General features: G+C 70.6%; 27 protein-coding genes. 12 read left to right on the top strand and 15 right to left on the bottom strand.

Annotated elements, in window-relative coordinates; all coding sequences use genetic code 11:
- Positions 1-28: 28 nt before the first annotated feature.
- From AC5L3C_RS11910 to AC5L3C_RS11900, 3 genes are all read right to left on the bottom strand, one after another.
- Positions 29-727: an inositol polyphosphate kinase family protein gene (locus AC5L3C_RS11910; RefSeq protein WP_493648978.1), complete on the bottom strand. Its 699-nt coding sequence runs from the start codon at positions 725-727 to the stop codon at positions 29-31.
- 518 nt (positions 728-1,245) lie between these two features.
- Positions 1,246-2,166, bottom strand: coding sequence for a 1-aminocyclopropane-1-carboxylate deaminase/D-cysteine desulfhydrase (locus tag AC5L3C_RS11905; RefSeq protein ID WP_493648977.1), 921 nt, complete (start codon positions 2,164-2,166; stop codon positions 1,246-1,248).
- Between the two features lie 66 nt (positions 2,167-2,232).
- Positions 2,233-2,823, bottom strand: coding sequence for an N-acetylmuramoyl-L-alanine amidase (locus tag AC5L3C_RS11900; RefSeq protein ID WP_493648976.1), 591 nt, complete (start codon positions 2,821-2,823; stop codon positions 2,233-2,235).
- A gap of 295 nt (positions 2,824-3,118) precedes the next feature.
- Between AC5L3C_RS11900 and AC5L3C_RS11895 the strand changes: the two genes are divergently transcribed.
- The 6 genes from AC5L3C_RS11895 to AC5L3C_RS11870 all read left to right on the top strand — a co-directional run bounded on the left by AC5L3C_RS11895 (position 3,119) and on the right by AC5L3C_RS11870 (position 7,799).
- Entirely contained in the window at positions 3,119-4,528 is a 1,410-nt protein-coding gene (locus tag AC5L3C_RS11895) for a family 2B encapsulin nanocompartment shell protein (RefSeq protein ID WP_125504279.1), read from the top strand.
- 181 nt (positions 4,529-4,709) lie between these two features.
- A complete protein-coding gene (locus tag AC5L3C_RS11890) occupies positions 4,710-5,765 on the top strand; it encodes a family 2 encapsulin nanocompartment cargo protein polyprenyl transferase (protein ID WP_493653829.1) in 1,056 nt (351 codons plus the stop codon).
- 190 nt (positions 5,766-5,955) lie between these two features.
- Positions 5,956-6,576, top strand: a complete 621-nt coding sequence (locus AC5L3C_RS11885) for a GNAT family N-acetyltransferase (protein ID WP_493648975.1) — start codon at positions 5,956-5,958, stop codon at positions 6,574-6,576.
- 77 nt (positions 6,577-6,653) lie between these two features.
- A complete protein-coding gene (locus tag AC5L3C_RS11880) occupies positions 6,654-7,238 on the top strand; it encodes a dihydrofolate reductase family protein (RefSeq protein WP_493648974.1) in 585 nt (194 codons plus the stop codon).
- A gap of 26 nt (positions 7,239-7,264) precedes the next feature.
- Positions 7,265-7,489, top strand: a complete 225-nt coding sequence (locus AC5L3C_RS11875; protein WP_493648973.1) for a hypothetical protein — start codon at positions 7,265-7,267, stop codon at positions 7,487-7,489.
- A 34-nt stretch (positions 7,490-7,523) separates the two neighbouring features.
- A complete protein-coding gene (locus tag AC5L3C_RS11870; protein WP_493648972.1) occupies positions 7,524-7,799 on the top strand; it encodes a hypothetical protein in 276 nt (91 codons plus the stop codon).
- A 52-nt stretch (positions 7,800-7,851) separates the two neighbouring features.
- Here AC5L3C_RS11870 and AC5L3C_RS11865 read toward each other — a convergent pair whose 3' ends face one another.
- The 4 genes from AC5L3C_RS11865 to sodN form a co-directional block, all read right to left on the bottom strand.
- Entirely contained in the window at positions 7,852-8,277 is a 426-nt protein-coding gene (locus AC5L3C_RS11865; protein ID WP_493648971.1) for a VOC family protein, read from the bottom strand.
- A 9-nt stretch (positions 8,278-8,286) separates the two neighbouring features.
- The gene (locus AC5L3C_RS11860) at positions 8,287-8,709 is read right to left on the bottom strand and encodes a helix-turn-helix domain-containing protein (protein WP_493648970.1); all 423 of its coding nucleotides are present in this window, start codon (positions 8,707-8,709) and stop codon (positions 8,287-8,289) included.
- A gap of 27 nt (positions 8,710-8,736) precedes the next feature.
- Positions 8,737-9,810 carry a protein kinase family protein gene (locus AC5L3C_RS11855; protein WP_493648969.1) on the bottom strand — a complete coding sequence of 358 codons (1,074 nt, stop codon included), beginning with the start codon at positions 9,808-9,810 and terminating at the stop codon, positions 8,737-8,739.
- A gap of 121 nt (positions 9,811-9,931) precedes the next feature.
- A complete protein-coding gene (gene sodN / locus AC5L3C_RS11850; RefSeq protein WP_004983535.1) occupies positions 9,932-10,327 on the bottom strand; it encodes a superoxide dismutase, Ni in 396 nt (131 codons plus the stop codon).
- A 147-nt stretch (positions 10,328-10,474) separates the two neighbouring features.
- Here sodN and sodX point away from each other — a divergent pair, with 147 nt between their 5' ends.
- Positions 10,475-10,909 carry a nickel-type superoxide dismutase maturation protease gene (sodX, locus tag AC5L3C_RS11845; protein WP_125504267.1) on the top strand — a complete coding sequence of 145 codons (435 nt, stop codon included), beginning with the start codon at positions 10,475-10,477 and terminating at the stop codon, positions 10,907-10,909.
- On the opposite strand, the gene AC5L3C_RS11840 is transcribed toward sodX, so the two are convergent.
- Positions 10,792-11,442 carry a CGNR zinc finger domain-containing protein gene (locus AC5L3C_RS11840; protein ID WP_493648968.1) on the bottom strand — a complete coding sequence of 217 codons (651 nt, stop codon included), beginning with the start codon at positions 11,440-11,442 and terminating at the stop codon, positions 10,792-10,794. The two genes, sodX and AC5L3C_RS11840, sit on opposite strands and share 118 nt — an antisense overlap.
- 99 nt (positions 11,443-11,541) lie before the next feature.
- On the opposite strand from AC5L3C_RS11840, the gene AC5L3C_RS11835 reads away from it, so the two are divergent.
- Entirely contained in the window at positions 11,542-12,312 is a 771-nt protein-coding gene (locus tag AC5L3C_RS11835; RefSeq protein WP_125504265.1) for a class I SAM-dependent methyltransferase, read from the top strand.
- Positions 12,313-12,388: 76 nt separating this feature from the next.
- On the opposite strand, the gene AC5L3C_RS11830 is transcribed toward AC5L3C_RS11835, so the two are convergent.
- Genes AC5L3C_RS11830 through AC5L3C_RS11820 form a run of 3 tightly spaced genes read right to left on the bottom strand, consistent with a single transcriptional unit; the run spans position 12,389 to position 15,106 of the window.
- The gene (locus AC5L3C_RS11830; protein ID WP_493648967.1) at positions 12,389-13,189 is read right to left on the bottom strand and encodes an amino acid ABC transporter ATP-binding protein; all 801 of its coding nucleotides are present in this window, start codon (positions 13,187-13,189) and stop codon (positions 12,389-12,391) included.
- A complete protein-coding gene (locus AC5L3C_RS11825; RefSeq protein ID WP_493648966.1) occupies positions 13,186-14,118 on the bottom strand; it encodes an amino acid ABC transporter permease in 933 nt (310 codons plus the stop codon). The genes AC5L3C_RS11830 and AC5L3C_RS11825 overlap by 4 nt, the downstream gene beginning before the upstream one ends.
- 28 nt (positions 14,119-14,146) lie before the next feature.
- Positions 14,147-15,106, bottom strand: coding sequence for an ABC transporter substrate-binding protein (locus tag AC5L3C_RS11820; protein ID WP_493648965.1), 960 nt, complete (start codon positions 15,104-15,106; stop codon positions 14,147-14,149).
- A gap of 575 nt (positions 15,107-15,681) precedes the next feature.
- Here AC5L3C_RS11820 and AC5L3C_RS11815 point away from each other — a divergent pair.
- From AC5L3C_RS11815 to AC5L3C_RS11800, 4 genes are all read left to right on the top strand, one after another.
- The gene (locus AC5L3C_RS11815) at positions 15,682-16,920 is read left to right on the top strand and encodes an NAD(P)-dependent malic enzyme (RefSeq protein WP_125504261.1); all 1,239 of its coding nucleotides are present in this window, start codon (positions 15,682-15,684) and stop codon (positions 16,918-16,920) included.
- A 159-nt stretch (positions 16,921-17,079) separates the two neighbouring features.
- Complete coding sequence (locus AC5L3C_RS11810) at positions 17,080-18,045, top strand: zinc-binding dehydrogenase (protein ID WP_493648964.1); 966 nt, start codon at positions 17,080-17,082, stop codon at positions 18,043-18,045.
- 101 nt (positions 18,046-18,146) lie between these two features.
- Positions 18,147-18,356 (top strand): RNA polymerase sigma factor sigma-70 region 4 domain-containing protein, encoded by a 210-nt coding sequence (locus AC5L3C_RS11805; RefSeq protein WP_493648963.1) that lies wholly within the window; start codon positions 18,147-18,149, stop codon positions 18,354-18,356.
- The gene (locus AC5L3C_RS11800; RefSeq protein WP_493648962.1) at positions 18,356-18,943 is read left to right on the top strand and encodes a Clp protease N-terminal domain-containing protein; all 588 of its coding nucleotides are present in this window, start codon (positions 18,356-18,358) and stop codon (positions 18,941-18,943) included. Before AC5L3C_RS11805 ends, AC5L3C_RS11800 begins: the two co-directional genes overlap by 1 nt.
- Before the next feature lie 7 nt (positions 18,944-18,950).
- Here the strand turns inward: AC5L3C_RS11800 and AC5L3C_RS11795 are convergent, their stop codons facing one another.
- The 4 genes from AC5L3C_RS11795 to AC5L3C_RS11780 form a co-directional block, all read right to left on the bottom strand.
- Complete coding sequence (locus tag AC5L3C_RS11795; protein ID WP_493648961.1) at positions 18,951-19,985, bottom strand: helix-turn-helix transcriptional regulator; 1,035 nt, start codon at positions 19,983-19,985, stop codon at positions 18,951-18,953.
- Between the two features lies 1 nt (position 19,986).
- Entirely contained in the window at positions 19,987-20,859 is an 873-nt protein-coding gene (locus tag AC5L3C_RS11790; RefSeq protein ID WP_493648960.1) for a DUF4097 family beta strand repeat-containing protein, read from the bottom strand.
- Positions 20,860-21,050: 191 nt separating this feature from the next.
- Positions 21,051-21,230 (bottom strand): DUF6104 family protein, encoded by a 180-nt coding sequence (locus AC5L3C_RS11785; RefSeq protein WP_125504255.1) that lies wholly within the window; start codon positions 21,228-21,230, stop codon positions 21,051-21,053.
- Between the two features lie 92 nt (positions 21,231-21,322).
- On the bottom strand, positions 21,323-25,138 hold the full coding sequence (locus tag AC5L3C_RS11780) for a multifunctional oxoglutarate decarboxylase/oxoglutarate dehydrogenase thiamine pyrophosphate-binding subunit/dihydrolipoyllysine-residue succinyltransferase subunit (RefSeq protein ID WP_493648959.1): 3,816 nt from the start codon (positions 25,136-25,138) through the stop codon (positions 21,323-21,325).
- Between the last annotated feature and the right edge of the window lie 271 nt (positions 25,139-25,409).

Genomic DNA, 25,409 nt, shown 5'->3' with positions numbered 1-25,409 from the left:
CGCGGGGTCGGGGCCCGGGCACGGGCCGCTATGCGGCGTCCCGCTTTCTCGCCCTTTCGGCAGCTGCCTCGACATCCTTGATCAGCGACTCCATGCCCTTGTCGAAGCGGTTCCGGTACTTCTCCACCTGTTCCTCGCTCATGGTGCTGGTGTCGCGGGTGTGGGCGAAGCCGATGAGGTTGACCCTGACCGACTCGGCCTCGTTTCCGTCCGCCGGCTCCTGGTCCACCGCGGTGAGCACGCTCGCGGCGATGAAGGCGAGACCGGAGTCCCGGGTGCCCGGCCGCACCTGGCGCAACCGGCCCACCAGTACGTCGTAGACGTTCGCGTTGTCCGAAAGGCCCCTCAGGTTCTGCTTGGACATGATGCCGTTTTTGAGGCGGCTGTTCCCCAGGCCCGTGCCCCCGACCACCCGATAGTCGTTGAACGCGGAACCGGTCGCTGTGTCGGCGGCCTTGAGCTTCGCCTTCGTGATCGCGGCATCCGCCTTTTCCATGGTGAGAAGCAACTCCTGCTTGCTCGCCGTGCTTTCGCCCACCTTGATGTCGAGCAGCTTCGGCTTGTTCATGCCGTGCGTGAGGTTGTCGATGTAGACGTGGGTCGAGTCACTGCCACCCGTTGCGCTGTCCATGGCCTTGACCTCCTCGGCGGTGTGCGACCCCGGGACCACACCCTCCAGCGAGGGATGCCTCCCGGCGCGCATGTCCGCGTAGAACTTCGTCTCCACGTCGTTCGTGGGCTTTTCCCAGGACGCTCCCTCCGGCCCGTTTCTTGATACCGCCGTGCCCGCCTGTCGCCTGCTCCTCAGCGCGCTGGACAGGTGTTCCGGCCGCGCCGCGGACGGCACGCTGGATGGCCGCGGGGCCCGTGGCCCCCGCTTGCTGAGCGGTCTCGACAACCTGTGACAGGGCGGCGTTGCCCGCGGACTTCTGCAGGGAAGCGGTCCATGCCGGGAGCGACCCGGCGTCGACCGGCCGGGTCGTCGCCCTGGTGGTGAAGGGAGCCTCTCTCCGTCCACGCTCCCGGTCCGACAGCGTGAATCGGCTTGCGTGGTGGTGCACTTCTGCTCCTCATGGCTTTCGTGAATCCCCTGGAAGAGACTGAGCAGTCAGCAGCGGTGCCGTGAAGGCGCGGGAGGGCACACCGGAGGGAAAGCCGTCCTTGCCCCGGAGTCCAGGCGCGCCGGCGAGCAGGGGCAGGATGTCCTGCTTGCGGTCCGGGCCGGTACGAACGCGGTCGTCGGCGTCAGGTGGCGAACGGGCGGCCGGTGATCACGGCGGCGAGGGTGGTTCCGCGCGGGAAGGCGTTCTCCTCGGCCAGGGTGACAAGGGCGTAAAGCAATTTGGCGACATAGACGCGTTCCACGGGAAGACCGTGGCGCTGTTCGAAGTCCTCGGCGAAGGCCGTGAGGCCGGGGGTGACGCGCGCGTAGCCGCCGAAGTGGAAGCGGTCGTCGAGGCTCCAGTCGCCGCGCGGACCGCCGAACGCGCCGGTCTGCAGGGCCCGTATGTCCTCTCCCAGGAAGCCGCCCTTGAGTACCGGTACGCCCAGCACGCGCAGGCCGGGGCCGGCGCCGGCAGCCAGCCCCGCGAGCGTGCCGCCGGTGCCGCAGGCGACGGCGGCGACGTCCGCGTGACCGGCCAGTTCCTCGCCGAGGGCCCGGCAGCCCCGTACCGCGGCGGAGTTGCTGCCGCCCTCGGGCACCACGTACGCGTCCACGGCGTCCGCCGCGCGCAGGACGGCGGCCAGGGTCCCCGCCTCGCTCTTGCGGCGGTACACCGACCGTTCGACGAAGTGCAGCCGCATGCCGTCGGCCGCGCACCGGGCCAGCGACGGATTGAGCGGGCGGCCGGCGAGTTCCTCGCCGCGCACCACGCCGACCGTGGGCAGGCCGAGCAGCCGGCCGGCGGCGGCCGTGGCCCGCAGGTGGTTGGAGTAGGCGCCGCCGAAGGTGAGCACGGTCCGCCCGGCCGCCGCCGCGAGGTTCGGTGCGAGCTTGCGCCACTTGTTGCCGACCAGCTCCGGGTGGATCAGATCGTCCCGCTTGAGCAGGAGCCGGATCCCGCGCCGGCCGAACCGCTCGTCCGCGACCTCCCGCAGCGGCGAGGGCAGCCGCGGCCGCAGGCCCGTGAGGGCGCCGGAACCGGAGGCGTCGAAGCTGGTCACGGGGTCATTGTCCCCCGTCGCCCACGCACCCGGACCGGCGGCCTCACGGCGTCCCGCGGCGGTGCTTCACCCCAGCCGGTCGCCGATCCGGTTCCTCATCGAGGTCATCGAGAACCCGCGCGGGTCGACCTTGCCCGGCTGCCACTCACGGTGCCCGATCACCGAGCGCTCGTTCCAGCCGTGGTGGCGGCAGACCGCGGCCGCGGCCTTCTCGATCGCCTCCAGCTGGGCCGCCGGCCACGGGTCCTCGCCGTCGCCCAGGTTCTCGCACTCGAAGCCGTAGAAGTGCCGGTTGCCGTCGGTGTTCGCCTCGTTGTCCGGCGGCAGGCTCCGCTCCGCGATCACCGCGCGCAGGACGTCGTCGTCGCCGAGCCCCGCGTGGTTGGCCCGGCCGTAGCCGACGAGGTGGACCCGGCCGTCCTTGGTGATCACGCCGTGGCAGAGCGGACCCGGCAGACCGCTGTAGCCCTTGCGGCAGATCTCCACCGTTGCGGCGCTGCCCTTGGTGACCGTGTGGTGGATCATCACACCGTGCACCGGGCCCCAGGGGCCCTTGTGGTTCCGGTTGTGGCCGCGCCAGTCGCCGACCTCGACGACCGTGAGACCCTCCGCCTTCAGAGCGCGCAGGAACGCGCTTGCGGACATGGGTGGGGCCATGACCGCCCTCCTTCGTGCCGGACGGCGGCCGCCGTCCGCGGCCGCCTGGTACCTGGCTCATTACCTGAAAGGTGGCCGTTCAACTACTCGTTCGGGTCCTGTGCGACTCGATCCGGACAACTTCGTTCCGGTAGGGCGCCGTTCGGCGGCGCCCCATGTGTGCCCAGCCCTCCCATGATCCAACCCCGCTCGATCGGGTAATGGCGCGCGCACGCTCGGTGAGGAACGCTTGATCACGCAGGGCGGTGCCCGGCACGGCCGGGCTTTGATCATCTTTTGGGGAGGGCAATTCTCTATGTCGGTAGGCGAAGAGGTCCGCACGGAGCAGGCCGGGCAGCAGCAGAGTCTCGGCACGGCCGCGGCGCGGAACCTGGCCACCACGACCAAGTCCGTGCCGCAGATGCAGGAGATCAGCTCGCGCTGGCTGCTGCGCATGCTGCCCTGGGTCGATGTACAGGGCGGTACGTACCGGGTCAACCGCCGGCTGACGTACGCCGTGGGTGATGGCCGGATGACGTTCGTGAAGACCGGCGACCGCGTCGAGATCATCCCGGCCGAGCTGGGAGAGCTGCCGGCGCTGAGGTCGTACGAGGACGAGGAGGTGCTGGCCGAGCTGGCCTCCCGCTGCCGGCAGCGGGAGATCGGGGCCGGGCAGGTGATCGCCTCCTTCGGCAGCCAGGCCGACGAGGTGTACCTGCTGGCGCACGGCAGGGTGGAGCGGATCGGCACGGGTCCCTACGGCGAGGACGAATCCCTCGGCGTCCTCGCCGACGGCGCCTACTTCGGCGAGCAGGCCCTGACGGACGACGACGCCATCTGGGAGTACACGGCCCGCACCCTCACCACGTGCACCGTGCTCGTACTGCCCCGCGAGGCCGTCGAACAGGTCGCCGAGCGGTCCGACACTCTGCGCGAGCACCTCAGCAGCCGACGGGCCTCCGTTCCCGGGCAGCGCACCAACAAGTACGGCGAGAAGGAGATCGACCTCGCCGCCGGGCACAGCGGCGAGCCCGACATCCCGCACACCTTCGTCGACTACGAGGCACGGCCGCGCGAGTACGAACTCAGCGTCGCCCAGACCGTGCTGCGCATCCACTCCCGCGTGGCCGACCTCTACAACCAGCCCATGAACCAGACGGAACAGCAGATCCGGCTGACCGTGGAGGCACTCAAGGAGCGCCAGGAGCACGAACTCGTCAACAACCGTGACTTCGGCCTGCTCCACAACTGCGAGTACGACCAGCGGATCCAGCCGCACGACGGCGTCCCGTCCCCGGACGACCTGGACGAGCTGCTCAGCAGGCGCCGCGGGACCCGGCTGCTGCTCGCCCACCCCCGCGCGATCGCCGCGTTCGGCCGCGAGCTCAACAAGCGCGGACTGGTCCCGGAGACCATCGACATGAGCGGCAACCGCATTCCCACCTGGCGCGGGGTGCCCCTCTTCCCGTGCAACAAGATCCCGGTGACCGAGGCCCGTACGACCTCGATCATCGCGCTGCGCACCGGGGAGGAGGACCAGGGCGTCATCGGCCTGCGGGCCGCCGGCATCCCCGACGAGATCGAGCCGAGTCTGTCGGTGCGGTTCATGGGCATCAACGAACAGGCCATCATCAAGTACCTGGTCACGACGTACTACTCGGCCGCGGTCCTGGTACCGGACGCGCTCGGTGTCCTGGAGAACGTCGAGATCGGCCGCTGGCGGTGACCGTTCGCCAGGTCCCGCGCCGCCCGCCGTGTCCCCGCCCGTCCGGGCGGGTACACCTCGGACGTACGTGCCCGACGGATGCGGAAACGCCATCCCTCCGCTCCTCCACCGAGCCGGACCCAGGGGGAAGCCGATGACGGAGTCCATCACGGAGCCGAAGACGGGGCGTACGACGGAGCGCATGACGGAGACCACCACGGAGCAGCGCCCCGGAGAAGGGCACGAGGCGACGTTACTCCTGGAGCGGGCGCGGGCCACGGTCGACCCGGTGCTGCGGACGGCGCTCGGCTCGCTGCCCGGCTCGATGCGCCGGATCGCGCTCTACCACTTCGGCTGGGAGCAGGCGGACGGCACCCCGGCCCAGGGAGGCTCGGGCAAGGCGATCCGCCCCGCTCTGGTCCTCGCCGCGGCCTCCGCCATGGGCGGTCGCACGGCCCGCTCCGCGGCCGTCCGGGCGGCCGCGGCCGTGGAACTGGTGCACAACTTCACGCTGTTGCACGACGACGTGATGGACCGGGACACCACCCGCCGCCACCGCCCCACCGTGTGGACGGTGTTCGGGGACACCGACGCGATCCTCGCCGGCGACGCCCTCCAGGCGCTCGCGCTGCGACTGCTCGCCGAGGACCCCCATCCGGCGGGCCGGGCGGCGGTGGCCCGCCTCGCGGACTGCGTGATCGAACTGTGCGCCGGCCAGCACGCGGACACGGCCATGGAGCGCAGCGCCCCCGGCGACGTCACCCTCGCCGAGACGCTCGCCATGGCCGAGGCCAAAACCGGTGCGCTGCTCGGCTGCGCCTGCGCCATCGGGGCGCTGTACGCGGACGCCGGGGACGCGGACGTGGCGGCGATGGACGCGTTCGGCCGGCAGGCCGGACTGGCCTTCCAGCTCATCGACGACGTGATCGGCATATGGGGCGACCCCCGCCGCACCGGCAAACCCGCCGGCGCGGATCTGGCCGCCCGCAAGAAGTCGCTGCCGGTGGTCGCCGCGCTCACCTCCGGCACCCCGGCGGCCGTCGAACTCGCCGCCCTGTACGCCGCTCCGCACCGGAAGGAGACCCTGGAGCACATCGCCCGGACCGTGGAACGGGCGGGCGGCCGCGACTGGGCGCAGACCCAGGCGGCCGACCGGATGGCCCGGGCGATGCAGGAGGTGGCCCGCGCGGTGCCCGACCCGGAGGCGGCGGGCGGACTGCTGGCGCTGGCCGAGTTCGTGACCCGGCGCAGCACCTGACGGCCGGCCGGCCGTCCCGTGACCCGGGGACCGTGCCGAGCCGCGCGGACCCTGACCCGTGCGGCAGGCGTGGCTCCGGCCGGCGGGTCCCGCACTTCCCCACGATGTGCGGGGCCCGTCCTCCCCGGGGCCGTCCCCCGATAGGCTCAACCGCCGTACGGACAGAGACGGTTGGGACGAAGGGGCGGACATGGGAGTGGCGATCCGGACGGCTGGGGACGACGACCGGGAGCTGATAGTCCGGCTTCTCGACCAGGCGTTCCAGGACGACCCGGTCAGCAGCTGGGTCTTCCCCGGCGAGGAGTACCGCCGCAGCACCCACCACCGGCTGATGGCGGCCTTCACCGATGTGGTCCTCGCCGACGGGTGGGTCGACATCACCGAGGACGGCTCGGCCTGCGCGCTGTGGATGTCCGTACCGGCGGACGACCCCGGCCACGGCGACCGGGCCGAGGGTGAACAGCAGGACGGCGGCGACGACTTCGTGCGGATGCGCGAGGCCGTCGACCCGGAGAACGAGCGCGTCGAGCTGATCGGGCGGCTCACGGCCGGGATCCACCCCTCGGGGCGGGCCCACGCGTACCTGTGGATGATCGGGGTGGTCCCGGGCCGGCAGGGCGAGGGCCTGGGCACCGCGCTGATCGGGTCCGTCCTCGAGCGCTGCGACCGGGAGGGCCGGGCGGCGTATCTCGAGGCCAGCAGCGAGCGCAGCCGCGTGCTCTACGAACGGCTCGGCTTCGAGGCGGCCGGCGAGCCCCTCGCGCTTCCGGACGGCCCGTTCATGTACCCCATGTGGCGCGAGCCCCGTTAATCCCTTGCAACCACTACGACTGAAGTACTACAACTGGAGTTGTTCACGACGAGTGCCGCCTACGGGAAGAGACCGCGTTGCGAAAACTCACGTACTTCATCGCCTGCTCCATCGACGGCTTCATCGGTGACCCGGAGGGCGACGCCTCGGCCATGATCTCCCTGGTCGACGAGGAGTTCTTCGAGTTCCTCAAGGCGGAGTACCCGGAGACCCTGCCCACCCACGGCCGTCGCCCGCTCGGCCTGGACGATCTGCCGAACAAGCGGTTCGACACGATCATCCAGGGCCGGGCCAGCTACGACCTGGCCCTGAAGGAGGGGATCACCAGCCCCTACGCCCACCTGCGCGAATATGTCGCCTCTCGCACGCTGGGGGAGTCCCCCGACCCGAACGTCGAGATCATCGCCGACGACCTGACCGGCCGGGTGCGCGCGCTGAAGGCGGAGGACAGCGCCTACGACATCTATCTGTGCGGCGGCGCCGGACTCGCCGGCGCGCTGGCCGACGAGATCGACGAGATCATCATCAAGACCTACCCCATCGTGCAGGGGTCGGGCATGCCGATGTTCGACACCGGCTTCTCGATCAGGGCCTTCGCGCTGGAGTCGGTCCGCACGTTCGGCAACGGCGTCGTGGTGCGCACGTACCGCAGGGAGCGCTGACCGCCCACCGGGCCTACCCTGAGGGCATGGGCAGCGAACAACCGGTCTGTCCCGCCTGCGGGCAGCCAGTGGAGTTGGTGGTCCGGCGCCACAAGACGCTGGGCGCGTGGGTACCGGTATGGGTTCAGGGCCCATGCCGCAACCCGGAGTGCGAGAAGTACCCGGAGCAGGAGACCGAAGCCGGCACAGCGCCCCGGAGCCCCGACCGCACCGGCGTGACGGAAACCGAATCCGTACGGAAGAACGCCTGAGCAAGCCCCCGCCCCGACGCGCTAGCGTGGGGCCATGCGGAGCAGGGGGGACGAACACCGCCGCGCGTTATGGCGGTGGGGCATCGGCATCTGGACGGCCGCCGTGCTGGCCGGCGCCGGGACGACGCTGTGGCTGCGGGACGCCGCGGAGCCGCCGCCCCCGATCGGCTGGGAGGACACCCGGCCCACCCCGGCCCCCACTCCCAGCATCGTCCTTCCGTCGGGCGGGGAGATGTACTGCCTCGATCCCTCGATGCCGCCGAACGACGAAGGGAACGGCCTGATGGCCGTCCTCTGCCATTACCGCTGACTACCCGGGCCCGCGCGGCGGCCCGCCTGTCAGAAGGACGTCCGGCGGACGCTCACCGCGCCGGGCGCTCCATGAACCGCAGCATGTTCCCCGCCGGGTCGCGGAACGCGCAGTCGCGCACCCCGTACGGCTGGTCCACCGGCTCCTGGAGCACGTCCCCGCCGGCGGCCCGCACGCGCTCGTAGAGGGCGTCGCAGTCGCTGGTGGTGAAGTTGACCCCGCGCAGCATGCCCTTGGCGAGCAGCTCCGCCATCGCCTGCTTGTCGGCGGGGGAGACGTCCGGGCTCGCGGCGGGCGGCTCCAGCACGATCTCCACGTCCTGCTCCGGCGAGGCGACGGTCACCCACCGCATCCCCTCGAACCCCACGTCGTTGCGCACCTCGAGCCCGAGGACGTCACAGTAGAAGGCCAGCGCCTTGTCGTGATCGTCGACGGCGATGAAGCACTGGGAGAGTCTCACGTCCGTTCCTGTGTCCATGCGCCCACGCTAGAAGGTTTCGCTCGGCTCGACCCGGGGACGGCCCCGGACCGGACGGGTGTACGTCCGCGCCACACACGGCGGGATCACCGCGCTCTCCTCGTGCGACCGGGCCCGGTACGCGCTCGGCGTCTGACCGACCAGCTCGGTGAAACGCGAGCTGAACGACCCCAGCGAGGTGCAGCCGACCGCCAGACACACCTCGGTCACCGTGAGATCGCCCCGCCGCAGCAGCGCCTTGGCCCGCTCGATGCGCCGGGTCATGAGATACGCGTACGGCGTCTGCCCGTAGGCCGCGCGAAAGCTCCGCTGGAAGTGGCCGGGTGACATGAGCGCGGTCCGCGCGAGTTCCGCGACGTCGAGCGGCTCCGCGTACTCCCGGTCCATCCGGTCCCGCGCCCGCCGCAACCGCACCAGATCCTCCAACTCCATCCCCCCACCCTCCCACGCCCCACCCCCTCACAGCAGACCGAGCCGCCGGATCTCCTCCAGGGGGTACGGCGTCCGTCTGGTGCGGGTGCGGAAGGTGTGGGTGAAGTCGGACATCACCGCGGCGATGGGGGCGTGGCGGGTGAGGAGGGCCGCGGCCGTGTCCGGCAGGGCCTCGGGGGGCTTGCCCCGGGCGAGGGCGTGGATCAGGGCGCGGCGGCCCTCGCGGTCCTCCCCGCGGATGCCGCACAGGGCGGTGACCAGCCAGTTCACCAGGTACGAGGCGGTGTAGCAGCGGTCGTACGTCCGGTGGCGGTCGAGGAAGTCCGCCTCGTCGGGCGCGAGGTCGAAGGCCGAGGAGAGGGCGAGGCCGTAGTCGGTGAAGTAGAGGCGGTGGCCGTCGGTCAGGATGTTCTCGAAGTGCGCGTCGAAGTGCAGCAGGCCGCGGTCGTTCATGAAGGCGACGCCGGCGGGCAGGTCCCGCTCCACCAGGGCGCAGGCGCGCTCGGCGCGCTCGCCCCCGGCCTCCACCTCGCGGCCCAGCCACTCGTGCAGGTTCCGCGGGATGTATTCCAGGAAGAGCGTGAGGGCGGCCGGGGACTGCGACAGGGCCTCGATGCGGCCGCGGACCTGGGGGCCGCCGCCCCAGTAGGCGACCGCCCGCTCGATGTCGGCCAGTTCGTCGGGCAGGGGAGTCGTGTCCGGCAGCACCCGCCAGTGGTGCAGCAGGGGGAAACCGTCGTGTTCCGCCGTGCGCACCCAGTCCGTCGTCATCAGGTGCGCGGCCAGTTCCCGCCAGGCCCCGAAGCCGGGGCCGCCGAGGGCGCCGACGCCGTAGTGGCAGAACATGGGGAGGCCGAACAGGTTCGCCGTGGAGCGGATGTGCTCCGGCCGTAGCTCCGTCCGGGTGAGGGGGACCCGCTTGACGAAGACCCGGCTCCCCGCGACCTCCGTCAGCGCCGATGTGCCGCCGATGCCGGATCCGGCCGGCTCGGCCCGGGTCACGAGGGCGCGCAGCGCGCGGTCGTCGTACCGGGCCAGGGCCGTGGAGACGGCCTCGTGGGCGGACAGCCGGGCCTCGCGGGCCGGGGCGGAGGGCTCCACGGTCACCTCCGCCGGGGGACGCGGAAAAGGGCCGCACCCGGCCCGTCGGGCTGCGGGGGCCGGGTGCGGTGTGGACGGACGCTGCAATACGTGTGGAATCGCAGGCCGGAAGGCATGTGGGTCAGGCCTTCTTGGTCTCCCAGAAGATCTTGTCGATCTGGGCGATGTAGTCCAGGGCCTTCTGGCCGGTGGCGGGGTCCGTGGACGCCTTGGCGGCCGACAGGGCCTTCAGGGTGTCGTTGACCAGCTGGTGCAGCTCCGGGTACTTCTCGAAGTGCGGCGGCTTGAAGTAGTCGCTCCACAGCACGGAGACGTGGTGCTTCGCCAGCTCGGCGCGCTGCTCCTTGATGACCGTGGCGCGGGCCTGGAAGTGCGGGTCGTCGTTGCCGGCCATCTTCTCCTGGACGGCCTTCACCGACTCCGCCTCGATGCGGGCCTGGGCCGGGTCGTAGACGCCGCAGGGCAGGTCGCAGTGGGCGCTGACCTTGACCTTGGGGGCAAACAGGCGGGAAAGCATGAAGCGTTTCCTTCCTCGTGATCGTCTTCTCACACTGGACATTACTCCGTGGCGGACGGCTTTTCGCGGGTGCCCCCACGGGCTTAGGACAAAAGTCCGGGGTCAGACTGAGACTGGTGGAGGAAAGAACCGGGGAGGTGCCGGGAGATGCCGGAGCTGTCGCAGGACGCCGAGCGGGCGAGGACGCCGCTGCCCTTCGGGGTGGCCGAGGTGACCGGGCCGTCGATGGTGCCCACGCTGCACCACGGGGACCGGCTCCTGGTGCACTACGGCGCCCGGGTCAAACGCGGTGACGTGATCGTGCTGCGGCACCCGTTCCAGCAGGACCTGCTGGTCGTCAAGCGGGCCGCGGAGCGGCGCGACGGCGGCTGGTGGGTGCTCGGGGACAACTCGTACGCGGGCGGGGACAGCACCGACTACGGAGTGGTGCCGGACGAACTGGTGCTCGGCCGGGTCCGGTTCCGTTACCGGCCGCGCGGCTCCGGGCGGCGCTCGCCGCTGGCGGTGGTGGCCTGGGCCCTGTCGGCGGCGCGGCCCGTGCTGTCCGGGCGGTCGGCCTCGAGGCGTTTGCGCGCGCGGTAGGCGGCCACGTTGGCGCGGGTGGCGCAGCGGTCGGAGCAGTAGCGGCGGGAGCGGTTGGTGGAGGTGTCCAGGTAGGCATTGCGGCAGGGCGGTGCCTGGCACAGGCCGAGCCGGTCCACGCCGTACTCCGTGAGGTGGAAGGCGAGGCCCATCGCGGCGATGGCGGCGTAGCCGGCGGTCGCGTTGGAGGGGTGATCGGCCAGGTGCATGTGCCACAGCGGGCGGCCGTCGTCGTCGCGGAAGTCGTGACCGGAGATCTGCGGGCTGACGGGGAACTCGAGGAGCAGCGAGTTCAGCAGGTCGACGGCGAGCGTCTCGTCGCCGCCGTCCGCCGCTTCGAACACCGAGCGGAGCCTCGCGCGCACGGAACGGAAGCGCGTCACGTCGGCCTCGGTGGTGCGCCGGGCGGCCGACTGGTTCGCGCCGAACAGGTCCCGGACGGCCTCGACCGAGGTCAGCGTGTCCTTCCCCCGGGCCGGTTCCTCGGTGTTGACGAGGCGCACGGCATAGTCCGAGTAATAGGCCAGTTCCACTTGTAGTCCTTACGCAGGGGCTCTATGGTCGGGTGTGCGGTCGGGTAACAGATGCTCGTACCGCAAGGGTATTACGTGACGTAGGTGAGGAGGGGCTCCATGACGGACGCGCGTACCACCACGGCCGCCGCCGACTGGCACGCCTGGCAGGAGAGCTGGGACCGGCAGCAGGAGTGGTACATGCCCGACCGCGAGGAGCGGTTCCGGGTCATGCTGGACATGGTCGAGGCGCTCGTCGGCACCGCCCCGCGCGTGCTGGACCTCGCCTGCGGCACCGGCAGCATCACCGCCCGGCTGCTCGCCCGCTTCCCGGACGCCACCAGCACCGGCGTCGATCTCGACCCGGCGCTGCTCGCGATCGCCGAGGGCACCTTCGCCGGGGACGAGCGGGTCTCGTTCGTCACCGCCGATCTCAAGGACCCCGCGTGGCCGCGGGCGCTGCCGCACGACTCCTACGACGCCGTCCTGACCGCGACGGCCCTGCACTGGCTGCACCGGGAACCCCTCGCGGACCTCTACGGGCACATCGCGGGCCTGGTCCGCGACGGCGGTGTCTTCATGAACGCGGACCACATGATCGACGAGTCGACGCCCCGCATCAACGCGGCGGAGCGGGCCCAGCGGCACGCCCGCATGGATCAGGCCAAGTCCGACGGCGCCCTGGACTGGGCACAGTGGTGGCAGCTCGCCGCGCAGGACCCGGTCCTCGCCGGACCGACGGCCCGCCGCTTCGAGATCTACGGCGAGCACGCGGACGGCGACATGCCCTCGGCGGCGTGGCACGCGCGCGTGCTGCGCGAGAAGGGCTTCGGCGAGGCGCGGCCGGTGTGGTGCTCGCCGTCGGACACCCTGCTGCTGGCGCTGAAGTAGCAGCTGAAGCGGCACACGGGCGAAAGGGCGGTACGGAGAGATCCGTACCGCCCCTTCGCCGTGCGCGGGACCGCGGTCAGAGCACCTTGGACAGGAACGACTTGGTGCGGTCGTGCTGCGGGTTGGTCAGCACCTCGCGCGGGTGACCGGACTCGACGACCACGCCGTCGTCCATGAACACCAGCGAGTCGCCCACCTCCCGGGCGAAGCCCATCTCATGGGTGACGACGATCATCGTCATGCCGTCCTCGGCGAGGTCGCGCATGACGTCGAGGACCTCACCGACGAGCTCCGGGTCGAGCGCCGAGGTGGGCTCGTCGAAGAGCATCAGCTTGGGCTGCATCGCCAGCGCGCGGGCGATGGCGACGCGCTGCTGCTGACCGCCGGAGAGCTGAGCGGGGTAGTGACCCTTGCGGTCGCCGAGACCGACCCGGTCCAGCAGCCGCTCCGCACGCTCCCGGGCCACGGCCTTGGTCTCCCGCTTGACCTGGACCGGCGCCTCCATGACGTTCTCCAGCGCCGTCATGTGGGGGAAGAGGTTGAAGCGCTGGAACACCATGCCGATGTCCCGCCGCTGCGCCGCGACCTCCTTCTCCTTGAGCTCGTAGAGCTTGTCGCCCTTCTGCCGGTAGCCGACCAGCTCACCGTCGACCGACAGCCGGCCGGCGCTGATCTTCTCCAGGTGGTTGATGCACCGCAGGAACGTGGACTTGCCGGAACCGGACGGACCGATCAGGCAGAACACCTCCCGCGCGTTCACCTCCAGGTCGATGCCCTTGAGGATGTGGGCGAGACCGAAGGACTTGTGCACGCCCTCCGCCTTGACCATCGGGTGACCGCCGGGGACGCTCACGACGTCCTTGCTGAGCTTGCTCATCGGGTCACCCCCGGGCGGCCGAAGGAGTTGAACAGGCGGAGGTTCTTCTTCAGGCGCTGCAGCGGCGTCGGCGGCAGACTACGCGTCGAGCCGCGGGCGTAGCGGCGCTCCAGGTAGTACTGGCCGACGCTGAAGACGCTGGTGAGGGCCAGGTACCAGATGGAGGCCACGAAGTACATCTCGACCACCGCCAGCGAGGTGCTGGAGACGTCCGTGGAGCGCTTGATGAGCTCGTTGAACTGCACCGCGTAGGCGAGCGACGAGGTCTTCAGCATGTTGATGTACTCGTTGCCGGTCGGCGGCACGATCACCCGCATCGCCTGCGGGAGCACCACCCGGCGCAGCGTCTTGGCCTGGGTCATGCCCAGCGCGTGGGACGCCTCGGTCTGCCCCTCGTCGACGGACTGGATGCCCGCGCGGACGATCTCGGACATGTACGCGGCCTCGTTCAGGCCGAGCCCCAGCAGCGCCGCCAGGAACGGCGTCATCACCTGGTTCATCTCGTCCTTGTAGAACCCCAGGTTGAGGACGGGGAACACCAGCGCGATGTTGTACCAGATGAGCAGCTGGACCAGGACCGGCGTGCCGCGGAAGAACCAGACGTAGAAGTAGGCCACCGTGCTGGTGACCGGGTTGGACGACATCCGCATGACCGCGAGGATCACGCCGAGCACCAGACCGAGCGCCATGGCCAGCACGGAGATGTACAGCGTGTGCCAGGCACCGGACAGGATCGTTCCGTCGGTGAGGTACTCGGGGATGACGCCGTAGTTGATGTTGGCGTTGGAGAAGGCGATCCCGATCAGCACCAGGATGGCGATGACCACCGCGCCGGCCACCCAGCGGCCGTAGTGGCGCACCGGGATCGCCTTGATCTGCTCCGGCGGCACCGATGGTGACCCCGGAGTCTTGTCAACCGTGTCAGTCACAGCGACTGCCCTTCAGTGTTGCCGAGGTTCAGGAACCGCCGTTGATCTTCGCCTCGGTCACCGCGCCGTCCGTGACGTTCCACTTCTCGAGGATCTTGGTGTACTCGCCGTTCTCGATGATGGCGTTCACGGCCGCCTCGAGGGCGTCCCGCAGCTGGGTGTTCTCCTTGCTCACGCCGATGCCGTACGGGCCCGCCTCGATCTGCTCGCCGACGACCTCGAAGTCCTTGCCGCCGCCCGAGGTCTTGGCGTTGTAGGCCGCGACCGGGAAGTCGTTCAGGTCGGCGACGGACGCGCCCTGCTTCAGACGCAGCAGCGCCTCGGGGTCGGTGTCGTAGGTCTGGAGCTTGATGGCCGGCTTGCCGTCGGCGGTGCACTTCTTGTTCTGCTCGTTGGCGATGCCCTCCGAGGTGGTGCCGCGCTGCAGCGCGACCACCTGGCCGCAGAGGTCGTCCAGGGACTTGATGCCCTTGGGGTTGCCCTTCTGGACGAGGATCGACGTACCGGCCGTGAAGTAGTCGACGAAGTCGATGCCGTCGCCGGCCTTCTTGCCGGTGTCGGAGTCGATGCCGTTCTGGCGGTCCTTGGTGTCGCTCATCGCCGACATGATCACGTTGAAGCGGCCGGACTGCAGACCGACGATGAGCTGGTCGAACTTGCCGTTCTGGAAGTCGAACTTCACCCCGAGCTGCTTGCTGAGGGCCTCGGCCATGTCGGGGTCGATGCCGACGGGCTTGCCGTCCTGCATGAACTCCACCGGCGGGTACGCGATGTCGGAGCCCACCTTGATGACGCCCGCCTTGCGGATGTCGTCCGGGAGCTTGTCGGCGAGCGGCGCGCTGGACGAGTCGGTGCTGCCGCTGTCGCTGCTCTTGTCCGTCTGGTCACCGCAGCCGGTGAGAATCAGTGCGCCTGCGACCGCGATCGCGCCGACCGCTGCCATCCGGGAGCGTGCGGCGGTGGTACGACGGGTGGTGCTTGCGGTCATGGTGGGTTCCTCCGGCGGATGGGTGGAGTTGCCGATGGGGCCGGCGACTGCCGGGACGGCATCGCCGCGGTCGACGAGAGCACACGCCTTCGAGTGTCGCGACCTCGTGTGATGACCGCATCTTGCCATTCGGACTGCGCCATCCAGGGGGGAGGCGATGTCAAAATCGGATAACGGGTGGCACCCGAACCGGTCCAGTTCGCTCCATTGTGGCCGGACAGTATGTGGGAATCGTCCATTCCGGCCGGAAGATCTCCGGTTGAACTCGTGCTATGGGAACCGCCGCCGTAACCTTTGGTGTGATTGCGGGCTTGCTGAGCGTCCAGGTCTTGTCCTGTTATCAGGCGATAGTTCGAGGTGCCGGTATGTGACCTTCGCGTTATGGACTCGTCGCCGACGGCGTCCGTCCGGTAAGAAGGTTCTTTACACCCCTCATCCGGGGCTCAGGGCGCGTGTGCGGCGCGCCCGTCGTGTTTGGCCCGAACGCATCAACCCTCCGGGCCTTGCGCGGTCCCGCCCACCCCTCACCAGGAGTGGCAACCCTCAAACCATGAACAATTAAGGGGTAAAACCAAGTGGCAGCGGAGATTGTCAATCCTCGCAGCGACCGCGAAAGCCGGAACGGTCATCCGGACCAGGAGAGCGGGGCCGAACCTCTCGACTCCTTCGACCCGGCGTTCGCGCTGCACCGCGGCGGCAAGATGGCCGTGCAGGCCACCGTGCCGGTCCGCGACAAGGACGATCTGTCCCTGGCGTACACGCCCGGGGTCGCGAAGGTGTGCAGCGCGATCGCCGAGCAGCCGGAACTCGTCCACGACTACACGTGGAAGTCGCAGGTCGTCGCCGTCGTGACGGACGGTACGGCCGTGCTCGGCCTCGGGGACATCGGCCCCGGCGCCTCCCTCCCGGTGATGGAGGGCAAGGCCATCCTCTTCAAGCAGTTCGGCGGCGTGGACGCGGTCCCGATCGCCCTCGACTGCACCGGCGTCGACGAGATCGTCGAGACCGTGGTCCGGCTCGCCCCGTCCTTCGGCGGGGTGAACCTGGAGGACATCTCGGCACCCCGGTGCTTCGAGATCGAGCGGCGGTTGCAGGAGCGGCTGGACATCCCGGTCTTCCATGACGACCAGCACGGCACGGCGGTCGTGTCGCTGGCGGCGCTGCGGAACGCGGCGCGGCTGAGCGGACGCGACCTGAGCGAGCTGCGGGCCGTGATCTCGGGCGCCGGCGCCGCGGGTGTCGCGATCGCCAGGATGCTGGTCGAGGCCGGCATCGGGGACGTCGCCGTGGCCGACCGCAAGGGCGTCGTCTCGCGCGAGCGCGAGGACCTCACGCCGATCAAGGCGGAGCTGGCGTCCTTCACCAACAAGGCCGGGCTCACGGGGTCGCTGGAGTCGGCCCTGGACGGGGCCGATGTGTTCATCGGCGTCTCCGGCGGCACGGTGCCCGAGTCGGCGGTGGCGTCGATGGCCAAGGGCGCGTTCGTCTTCGCCATGGCCAACCCCGACCCCGAGGTGCGTCCGGAGATCGCGCACAAGTACGCGGCGGTCGTGGCCACCGGACGGTCGGACTTCCCGAACCAGATCAACAACGTGCTGGCGTTCCCCGGCATCTTCGCGGGCGCCCTCCAGGTGCGCGCCTCCCGGATCACCGAGGGGATGAAGCTGGCCGCCGCCGAGGCGCTGGCCTCGGTGGTCGGTGACGATCTCGCCGCCGACTACGTCATCCCGTCCCCGTTCGACGAGCGGGTCGCCCCCGCGGTGACGGCGGCCGTGGCCGCGGCCGCCCGGGCGGAGGGCGTCGCCCGCCGCTGAACACGCGACGCTTCCCCGTCGGCCCCATCGGCCCCGTCCCCCGGACGGGGCCGATGTGCTGGGCGGGCGGCCGCGGCCGCCCCGGCCGTATGACAAGAGGGCGTGTGTCACAGCGGGGCCTGGTTCCCCCGGTGGGGCGGGGAACCTATCGTCAAGGTCATGTTCGCTGTCTACGCCGCCCGAATCGACCGCGACCAGCCGCTCAACGGTCTGGAGCTCGGGGAGCGCCCCGCTCCCGAGGCCCGGCCCGGCTGGAGCACCGTCACGGTCAAGGCCGCCTCCCTCAACCACCATGACCTCTGGTCCCTGCGGGGCGTGGGCCTCGCGGAGGACAAGCTGCCGATGATCCTCGGCTGCGACGCCGCCGGGGTCGACGCGGACGGCAACGAGGTCGTCCTGCACTCGGTGATCGGCCAGAGCGGTCACGGGGTGGGGCCCGAGGAGCCCCGGTCCATCCTGACCGAGCGCTACCAGGGCACCTTCGCCGAGCAGGTCGCCGTGCCCACCTGGAACCTCCTGCCCAAGCCGAAGGAGCTCTCCTTCGAGGAGGCCGCCTGTCTGCCGACCGCCTGGCTGACGGCGTACCGGATGCTGTTCACCAACGCCGGGGTACGGCCCGGAGACTCCGTGCTGGTGCAGGGGGCCGGGGGCGGTGTCGCGACCGCCGCCATCGTGCTCGGCAAGGCCGCGGGGCTGCGGGTCTTCGCCACCAGCCGGGACGAGGCCAAGCGCAAGCGGGCGCTGGAGCTCGGTGCCGTGGAGGCGGTGGAGACCGGGGCGCGGCTGCCGCAGCGGGTCGACGCCGTCATCGAGACCGTGGGCGCCGCCACCTGGTCGCACTCGGTGAAGTCGCTGCGCCCCGGCGGCACGCTGGTGATCTCCGGCGCCACCAGCGGTGACCGCCCCTCGCATGCCGAGCTGACCCGGGTCTTCTTCCTGGAACTCAAGATCGTCGGTTCGACCATGGGGACCAAGGACGAGCTGGAGGACCTCCTCTCCTTCTGTGCCGCCACGGGGGTGCGTCCCGTCATCGACGAGGTGCTGCCGATGGACCGCGCCCGGGAGGGCTTCGAACGGATGCAGTCCGGCGGCCAGTTCGGAAAGATCGTCCTCACCGCTCCCTGAGCGGCACGGCCCGCACCGACGGCCGGCCCGGTTCTCCGGGCCGGCCGTCGGCATGTCAACCGGGGTTGACGACAGGCGGTGTGTCAATCTAAGTTGACATCATGACTGAGGCAACCGACCTCGCCGAGCGGGCGGGCGACCGCGACCCACGGGTCGGCCTGCGGGCCGTCGCCGCGCTGCGCAGGCTGCTGGAGCAACTGGAGACCGTGCAGGTGCGCAACGCGCGCGTGCACGGCTGGTCGTGGCAGGAGATCGCCACCGAACTCGGCGTCAGCAGGCAGGCCGTGCACAAGAAGTACGGGAGGCATTGATGTTCGAGCGATTCACGAAGGACGCCCGGGACGTGGTGAAGGAGGCGGTCGCGCAGGCGGAACGGGCGGGGGCGCCCCGTGTGGACAGCGAGCATCTGCTGCTGGCCCTGCTCGACCGTGAGGGAAGCCGGGCCTCCTTCGCACTGGGCGCCCTCGGGCTCACCGGGCGGCGGGAGCCGGTCAGGGCGGCACTGGAGCGGGTGCGCCGGCGGGGCGGCCTCACCCAGGCCGAGACCGACGCCCTCGCCGGGCTGGGGATCGATGTGCCGGAGATCGTCGCCCGGGTGGAGGAGGCGCACGGGACCGGCGCCCTGTCCGGAGCCCTGTCCGGCGGGAAGGGCGGCGGGAAGGGCGGCGGCCGGCGGTCGGGGCACCGTCCCTTCGGGCGGGACGCCAAGGCGGTCCTGACCGGGGCCCTGCGCGCCGCCACCGCCCGCAGGGACCGGCGCATCGGCGACGAGCACCTCCTGCTCGCCCTCACCGTCCGCCCCGGCGCCCCCGCCGAGGTCCTCGCCGACCATGGGGTGACGTACGAGTCCGTCACCCGGGTGCTCTACGGGAACGGCGGGGAGACCAAGGCGGGCTGACGACGGATCAGGCCTTGGGGGCGCGCAGGAGCGCCCCGATGTGCGCCGCCGCCGTCGACAGGTGGCGGCGGGCGTCACGGAGCTGGTCCCCGGTGACGCCGTGGTCGCGGGCCGCGTCCCGGATGTCGTCCCGGAAGCGGTCCAGCAGCCGGTCCAGGTCGCGCGCCGGGTCGCCGGTGGAGTTGGCCGCGTCCTCGTGCGCCCACGCCGGGGTGTACTCGGCGGGGAAGTCCTCGGGCGTCCGGGAGTACGCCGGCTCGGAATCCGGGCCACGGGATCCCGCGCCGGAGCGGCCGAAGGCGAAGTCCTTGCCGAGCCCGCCCATTTCCTTGGCCAGCTCACCCAGCCCCTCGCGCAGCCCGGTCGGCCAGTCGCCGCGGGCGAAGTGGCCCTGCACCTGTTCCTGGACCTGGCGCATGATCCGCTGCACCTCCTCCTGCGCCCGGTCCTGCGCCTCCTTGGCCTGGCGGCGGGCGCGCTGGGCCTCCTCCCGGGAGCGCCGGCTCTCGTCCTTGGCGCGCCGGGCCTGCTCCTTCCACTCCTGCTTGGCGCGGCGCATCTCCTCCTTGGCGGCGCGCCAGGCGTCCTTGTCGCCGAGGATCCCGAAGTCGCCCGTGAGGCCCTCCTCGTCGGAGGTGCCTGTGCCGCGCGGCTGGCGGGCCTTGCCGGCGGCGGCCCGCATCTCGCGGCGCAGATCGCCCGCCGCGCCGCTCACGTCGGCGCGGATCTCGGCGGCCAGTTCGGCGACCGACTCGCGGATCTCCAGCTCCAGATCGGCCAGCTCGCCGCTGCGGTCGGCAAGTTCGGCCCGGCCGGCGTCGGTGATCGAGTACACCTTGCGGCCGCCCTCGGTGGTGTGGGTGACCAGGCCCTCCGCCTCCAGTTTGGCCAGGCGCGGGTAGACCGTGCCCGCGGACGGCGCGTACAGCCCCTGGAAGCGCTCCTCCAGGAGGCGGATCACCTCGTATCCGTGCCGCGGGGCCTCGTCCAGCAGCTTCAGCAGGTAGAGGCGGAGACGTCCGTGGGCGAAGACGGGGGGCATGTCAGAGCACCTTCTTGTCGGTCGTACCGGCGTTGTCTCCCGTGCCGTCCCGGGGGGCCGGATCGTCCTCCCCCGGCGGGCGGCGCAGCAGGGCGATGGAGCCGGAGACGGTGGTGGCGCGCAGCGTGCCGCTGCCGGCGCCCAGACGGCCGGTGAGCTTGTGGGCGCCCCACTGGCCCTGCACCCGGAGGTCGTCGAAGGCGTTGGAGATCGCGCCGCTGGCGGTGTTGGCCTCGACCTCCGCGTCCGCCGGGTCGGGCAGCCGGATGGCGATCTCGCCCGAGACGCTGGTCAGCTTCACCTCCGTGGGGCCGTCGGGATCGAGGTCCACGATCATGGAGCCGCTGACCGTGTCCGCCTGGACGGCGGAGCCGGCGCCCTCGACGACGGTGAGATCGCCGGAGACGGAGGTGAAGCGGAGATCGCCGGTGAGGGACTGCGCCTCCACGCTCCCCGACACGGTGTCCGCGCGGACCGGGCCCGAGAGGGCGACGAGGGTGGTGTCGCCCGCGATGCCCTTCACGGCGGCGGGGCCGCGGATGCCGGAGACGACGGCGGCGGCGCCGACGACGCCGACCTCGACGCGGGTCTGTGCGGGGACGGCGAGGGAGACCACCGCGCTGCGGCGCCAGCCCTTGCGGTCCAGCCACTTCAAAAAGCCCTTCCAGGGCAGGTCGTCGTAGGCCACCGTGAGGGCGCCGTCCTTGTGGGTCACCACCAGGGGCGGGCCGTCGATCTCGGTGACCTCCAGGCGGGCGGAACCCTCGTCGGTGCCCACGACGTTCACTGTTCCGTTGACGATGCGGACGTGGAGCTCGGTCACGGGGGCGTCGAAGGTGAGCTTGGTGGGCTCCGCCACGGACGACTCGGGCATGGTGACGACCTCCTGGAACGGGTGTGCCTTCCCGATTGACGCGCCATATCGCGTCTTACGTGATTCACGATATATCGCGGCAGGGGAAAGTCAAGGCACTCGTTCGGGGGAACCGTCGGCTGCGGTGGCCGGTACGGGTACTGGTGTCGGTGCTGGGCGGGGGTGGTGCGCAGCCCGGCGATTGCGCGGGGTTACTCGTCGTCCTCGTCGTCCAGGCGGGCCAGCCAGGTGGCCAGGCGTTCCACCGGGACCTCGAAGTCGGGGTTGAGGTCGACGAATGTCCTCAAGTGCTCGGCCAGCCACTCGAAGGTGACTTCCTCCTCGCCGCGCCGCTTCTCCAGTTCCTCGATGCCACGGTCCGTGAAGTACATGAGACAAGGATATGTGCGCGAAAACGGGCGGGCCGCACCCCCCGTGAGAAGGGTGCGGCCCGCCCGTACGGCTGCCCGTGGCGCCTTGGGAGCTACGCGTCGAAGACCTCGCGCACCAGCTGCTCCTGCTCGGCCTGGTGGCGCTTGGCGGAGCCGACCGCCGGGGACGAGCCGTGCGGCCGCGAGATACGGCGCAGACGCTCGTCGTGCGGCAGGTCGGCGCCGACCGCCAGGTCGAGGTGGTCGATCAGGTTGAGCGCGATGAACGGCCAGGCACCCTGGTTCGCCGGCTCCTCCTGGGCCCACAGGTACTTCTCGGCGTTCGGGTACTTCTTGATCTCCGCCTGGAGCTCCATACCCGGCAGCGGGTACAGGCGCTCGATCCGGATGATCGCGGTGTCCCACGCGCCGCGCTTCTGCCGCTCGGCCTCGAGGTCGTAGTAGACCTTGCCGGCGGTGAAGACGACCTTCTTGACGGCGGCCGGGTCGACCGTGGCATCGCCGATCACCGGGCGGAACTGGCCCGTGGTGAACTCCTCCGCCTTCGAGGCCGCGGCCTTCAGGCGCAGCATCGACTTCGGGGTGAAGACGACCAGCGGCTTGTGGTGCGGGTTGTGCACCTGCCACCGCAGGAGGTGGAAGTAGTTCGACGGCGAGGTCGGCATGGCGACCGTCATGTTGTTCTGGGCGCAGAGCTGGAGGAACCGCTCCGGACGGGCCGAGGAGTGGTCCGGGCCCTGGCCCTCGTAGCCGTGCGGGAGGAGCAGGACCACACCGGAGGTCTGGTTCCACTTCTGCTCCGCCGAGGAGATGAACTCGTCCACGACCGTCTGCGCGCCGTTGACGAAGTCGCCGAACTGCGCCTCCCACAGCACGAGCGCGTCGGGGCGGGCCAGCGAGTAGCCGTACTCGAAGCCCATCGCCGCGTACTCGGACAGCAGCGAGTTGTAGACGTTCAGCCGCGACTGGTCCTCGGAGAGGTACTGCAGCGGCGTGTACTCGTCGCCCGTGCTGCGGTCGATGATGACCGCGTGGCGCTGGCCGAAGGTGCCGCGCTGGGAGTCCTGGCCGGCGAGGCGCACCGGGACGCCCTCCAGGAGCAGCGAGCCGAACGCGAGGGTCTCGCCCATGCCCCAGTCGATCGTGCCGTCCTCGACCATCGACGCCCGGCGCTGCAGCTGCGGCAGCAGCCGCGGGTGGACGGTGATGTGGTCGGGGATGTTCACCTGGGACTCGGCGATCCGCTTGACGACCTCCGTGGTGACCGCGGTGTTCACGGCGACCGGGAATTCGGGCTGCGGCTCCGCGGGCTCGACCGTCGCCGGCTGGCTGGTGGCCTCGCGGACCTCTGTGAAGACCTTCTCCAGCTGGCCCTGGTAGTCCTGCAGCGCCTGCTCGGCCTCTTCCAGGGTGATGTCGCCGCGACCGATCAGGGACTCGGTGTAGAGCTTGCGCACCGAGCGCTTCTTGTCGATCAGGTCGTACATCAGCGGCTGGGTGAAGGCCGGGTTGTCCGACTCGTTGTGACCGCGGCGGCGGTAGCAGATGAGGTCGATCACCACGTCCTTGTTGAACGCCTGGCGGAACTCGAAGGCGAGCCGCGCGACGCGCACGACGGCCTCCGGGTCGTCGCCGTTCACGTGGAAGATCGGCGCCTCGATCATGCGGGCCACGTCGGTGGCGTACATCGACGAGCGCGACGACTCCGGCGCGGCGGTGAAGCCGACCTGGTTGTTGATGACCACGTGGACCGTGCCGCCGGTGCGGTAGCCGCGCAGCTGCGACATGTTCAGGGTCTCGGCCACCACGCCCTGGCCCGCGAAGGCCGCGTCGCCGTGGATGGCCACCGGCAGGACGGTGAAGTCCGTGCCGCCCTTGCCGATGATGTCCTGCTTGGCGCGGGCGACGCCCTCCAGGACCGGGTCCACCGCCTCCAGGTGCGAGGGGTTGGCGACCAGGGAGACCTTGATCTGCTCGCCGTCCAGCCCGGTGAAGGTGCCCTCGGCGCCCAGGTGGTACTTCACGTCGCCGGAGCCGTGCATCGACTTCGGGTCGAGGTTGCCCTCGAACTCGCGGAAGATCTGCGCGTACGACTTGCCGACGATGTTGGCCAGCACGTTCAGCCGGCCGCGGTGGGCCATGCCGATGACGACCTCGTCCAGGCGGGACTCGGCGGCCGAGTCCAGCACCGCGTCGAGCAGCGGGATGACGGACTCGCCGCCCTCCAGGGAGAACCGCTTCTGGCCGACGTACTTGGTCTGCAGGAAGGTCTCGAAGGCCTCCGCCGCGTTCAGCCGGCGCAGGATGCGCAGCTGCTCCTCGCGCTCCGGCTTGGAGTGGCCGCGCTCCACGCGGTCCTGGATCCACTTGCGCTGCTTGGGGTCCTGGATGTGCATGAACTCGATGCCGGTGGTGCGGCAGTACGAGTCACGCAGCACGCCGAGGATGTCGCGCAGCTTCATCATCGACTTGCCGGCGAAGCCGCCGACGGCGAACTCGCGCTCCAGGTCCCACAGGGTGAGGCCGTGCTCGACGATGTCCAGGTCGGGGTGCTTGCGGACCTTGTACTCGAGCGGGTCGGTGTCGGCCATGACGTGGCCGCGGACCCGGTAGGAGTGGATCAGGTCGAAGACCCGGGCGGCCTTGGTGACGTCGTCGTCGTGGGAGGCGTCGATGTCCTTGAGCCAGCGGACCGGCTCGTAGGGGATGCGCAGCGCCTCGAAGATCTCGTCGTAGAAGCCGTCCTCGCCCAGCAGCAGGTTCGCCACCTTGCGGAGGAACTCGCCGGAGGCGGCGCCCTGGATCACCCGGTGGTCGTAGGTCGACGTGAGCGTCATGACCTTGGAGATGCCGAGCTTGTTCAGGGTGTCCTGGCTGGTGCCCTGGAACTCCGCCGGGTAGTCCATCGAGCCGACGCCGAGGATCACCGACTGGCCGGGCATCAGGCGCGGCACGGAGTGGACGGTGCCCAGGCCGCCGGGGTTGGTCAGGGAGACCGTGACGCCGGTGAAGTCGTCCATCGTCAGCTTGTTGTCGCGAGCACGACGAACGATGTCCTCGTAGGCCTGCCAGAACTCGAAGAAGTTCAGCGTCTCGGCCTTCTTGATCGCCGCGACGACCAGCTGGCGGTCGCCGTTGGGCTTCACCAGGTCGATGGCCAGACCGAGGTTGACGTGCTCCGGCTTGACCAGGGTCGGCTTGCCGTCCACGCGGGCGAACGAGTGGTTCATCGACGGCATGGCCTTGATCGCCTGGACCATGGCGTAGCCGATGAGATGCGTGAAGGAGATCTTCCCGCCGCGCGCCCGCTTGAGGTGGTTGTTGATGACGATGCGGTTGTCGAACAGCAGCTTCACCGGGACCGCGCGCACGGACGTGGCCGTGGGCAGCTCCAGGGAGGCGTCCATGTTCTTCGCCACGGCGGCCGACGGGCCGCGCAGCGTCACCTGCTCGGGGCCGGTCTGCGCCTCACCCGCGGGCTCCGCCTTCGGCTTGGCCGGAGCGGCCTGCTTGGCGGCGGGAGCGGCGGCGGGCTTCGCGGCCGGCTGGGCGGCCTTCGCCGGAGCGGCGGCCGGGGCGGATGCCTGGGCCTGGGCCGGCTTCGCGGCGGGTGCCGGGGCAGTGGTGGCCCGCGGTGCCGCGGGAGCGGACGGCTGGGCCGCGGGGGTGGTGGTTCCCGCGGCCCCCGCGGCCGCGGAACCCGCCGGTGCCGAGGTCGCAGGCGCCCCCGGCTTGTAGTCGGCGAAGAAGTCCCACCAGGCTCGGTCCACCGAGTTCGGGTCCTGGAGGTACTGCTGGTAGATCTCGTCGACGAGCCATTCGTTGGCACCGAAGGCCGCAGCGGGGTTCTTGCCCGCTTGGTCGGTGTCGGTCGAGGTGCTCGAGTTACTGGGGGACTGTGGCGACACGGCGTCAACCGCCCTCTTCCGCTTCGCAAGATGATGGACAGCGGAAATAAAGGCTACGCCCCCCGACGCGAGAAGGTCAGGCCGGGCCGCTTCAACGTCGTGCAAGTCACATTGCCGCATGTGTTTCGGCGCGGGAAATGGCGGGAAACAACCGAGGTTCCGGTCCTTGCTGCGGCTTTCGGCATCACTAGGCCGGGGCCTGGCGCGCGGTTCGCGCGGGCCCGTGCCTGATCACACGTGTCCGTCAGTGCCGACACGTTTGGATCTTGCG

The organism is Streptomyces speibonae, assembly GCF_984686075.1.
The sequence above is the reverse complement of the archived record's forward strand: the minus strand, read 5'-3'. Positions and strand labels throughout refer to the sequence as shown.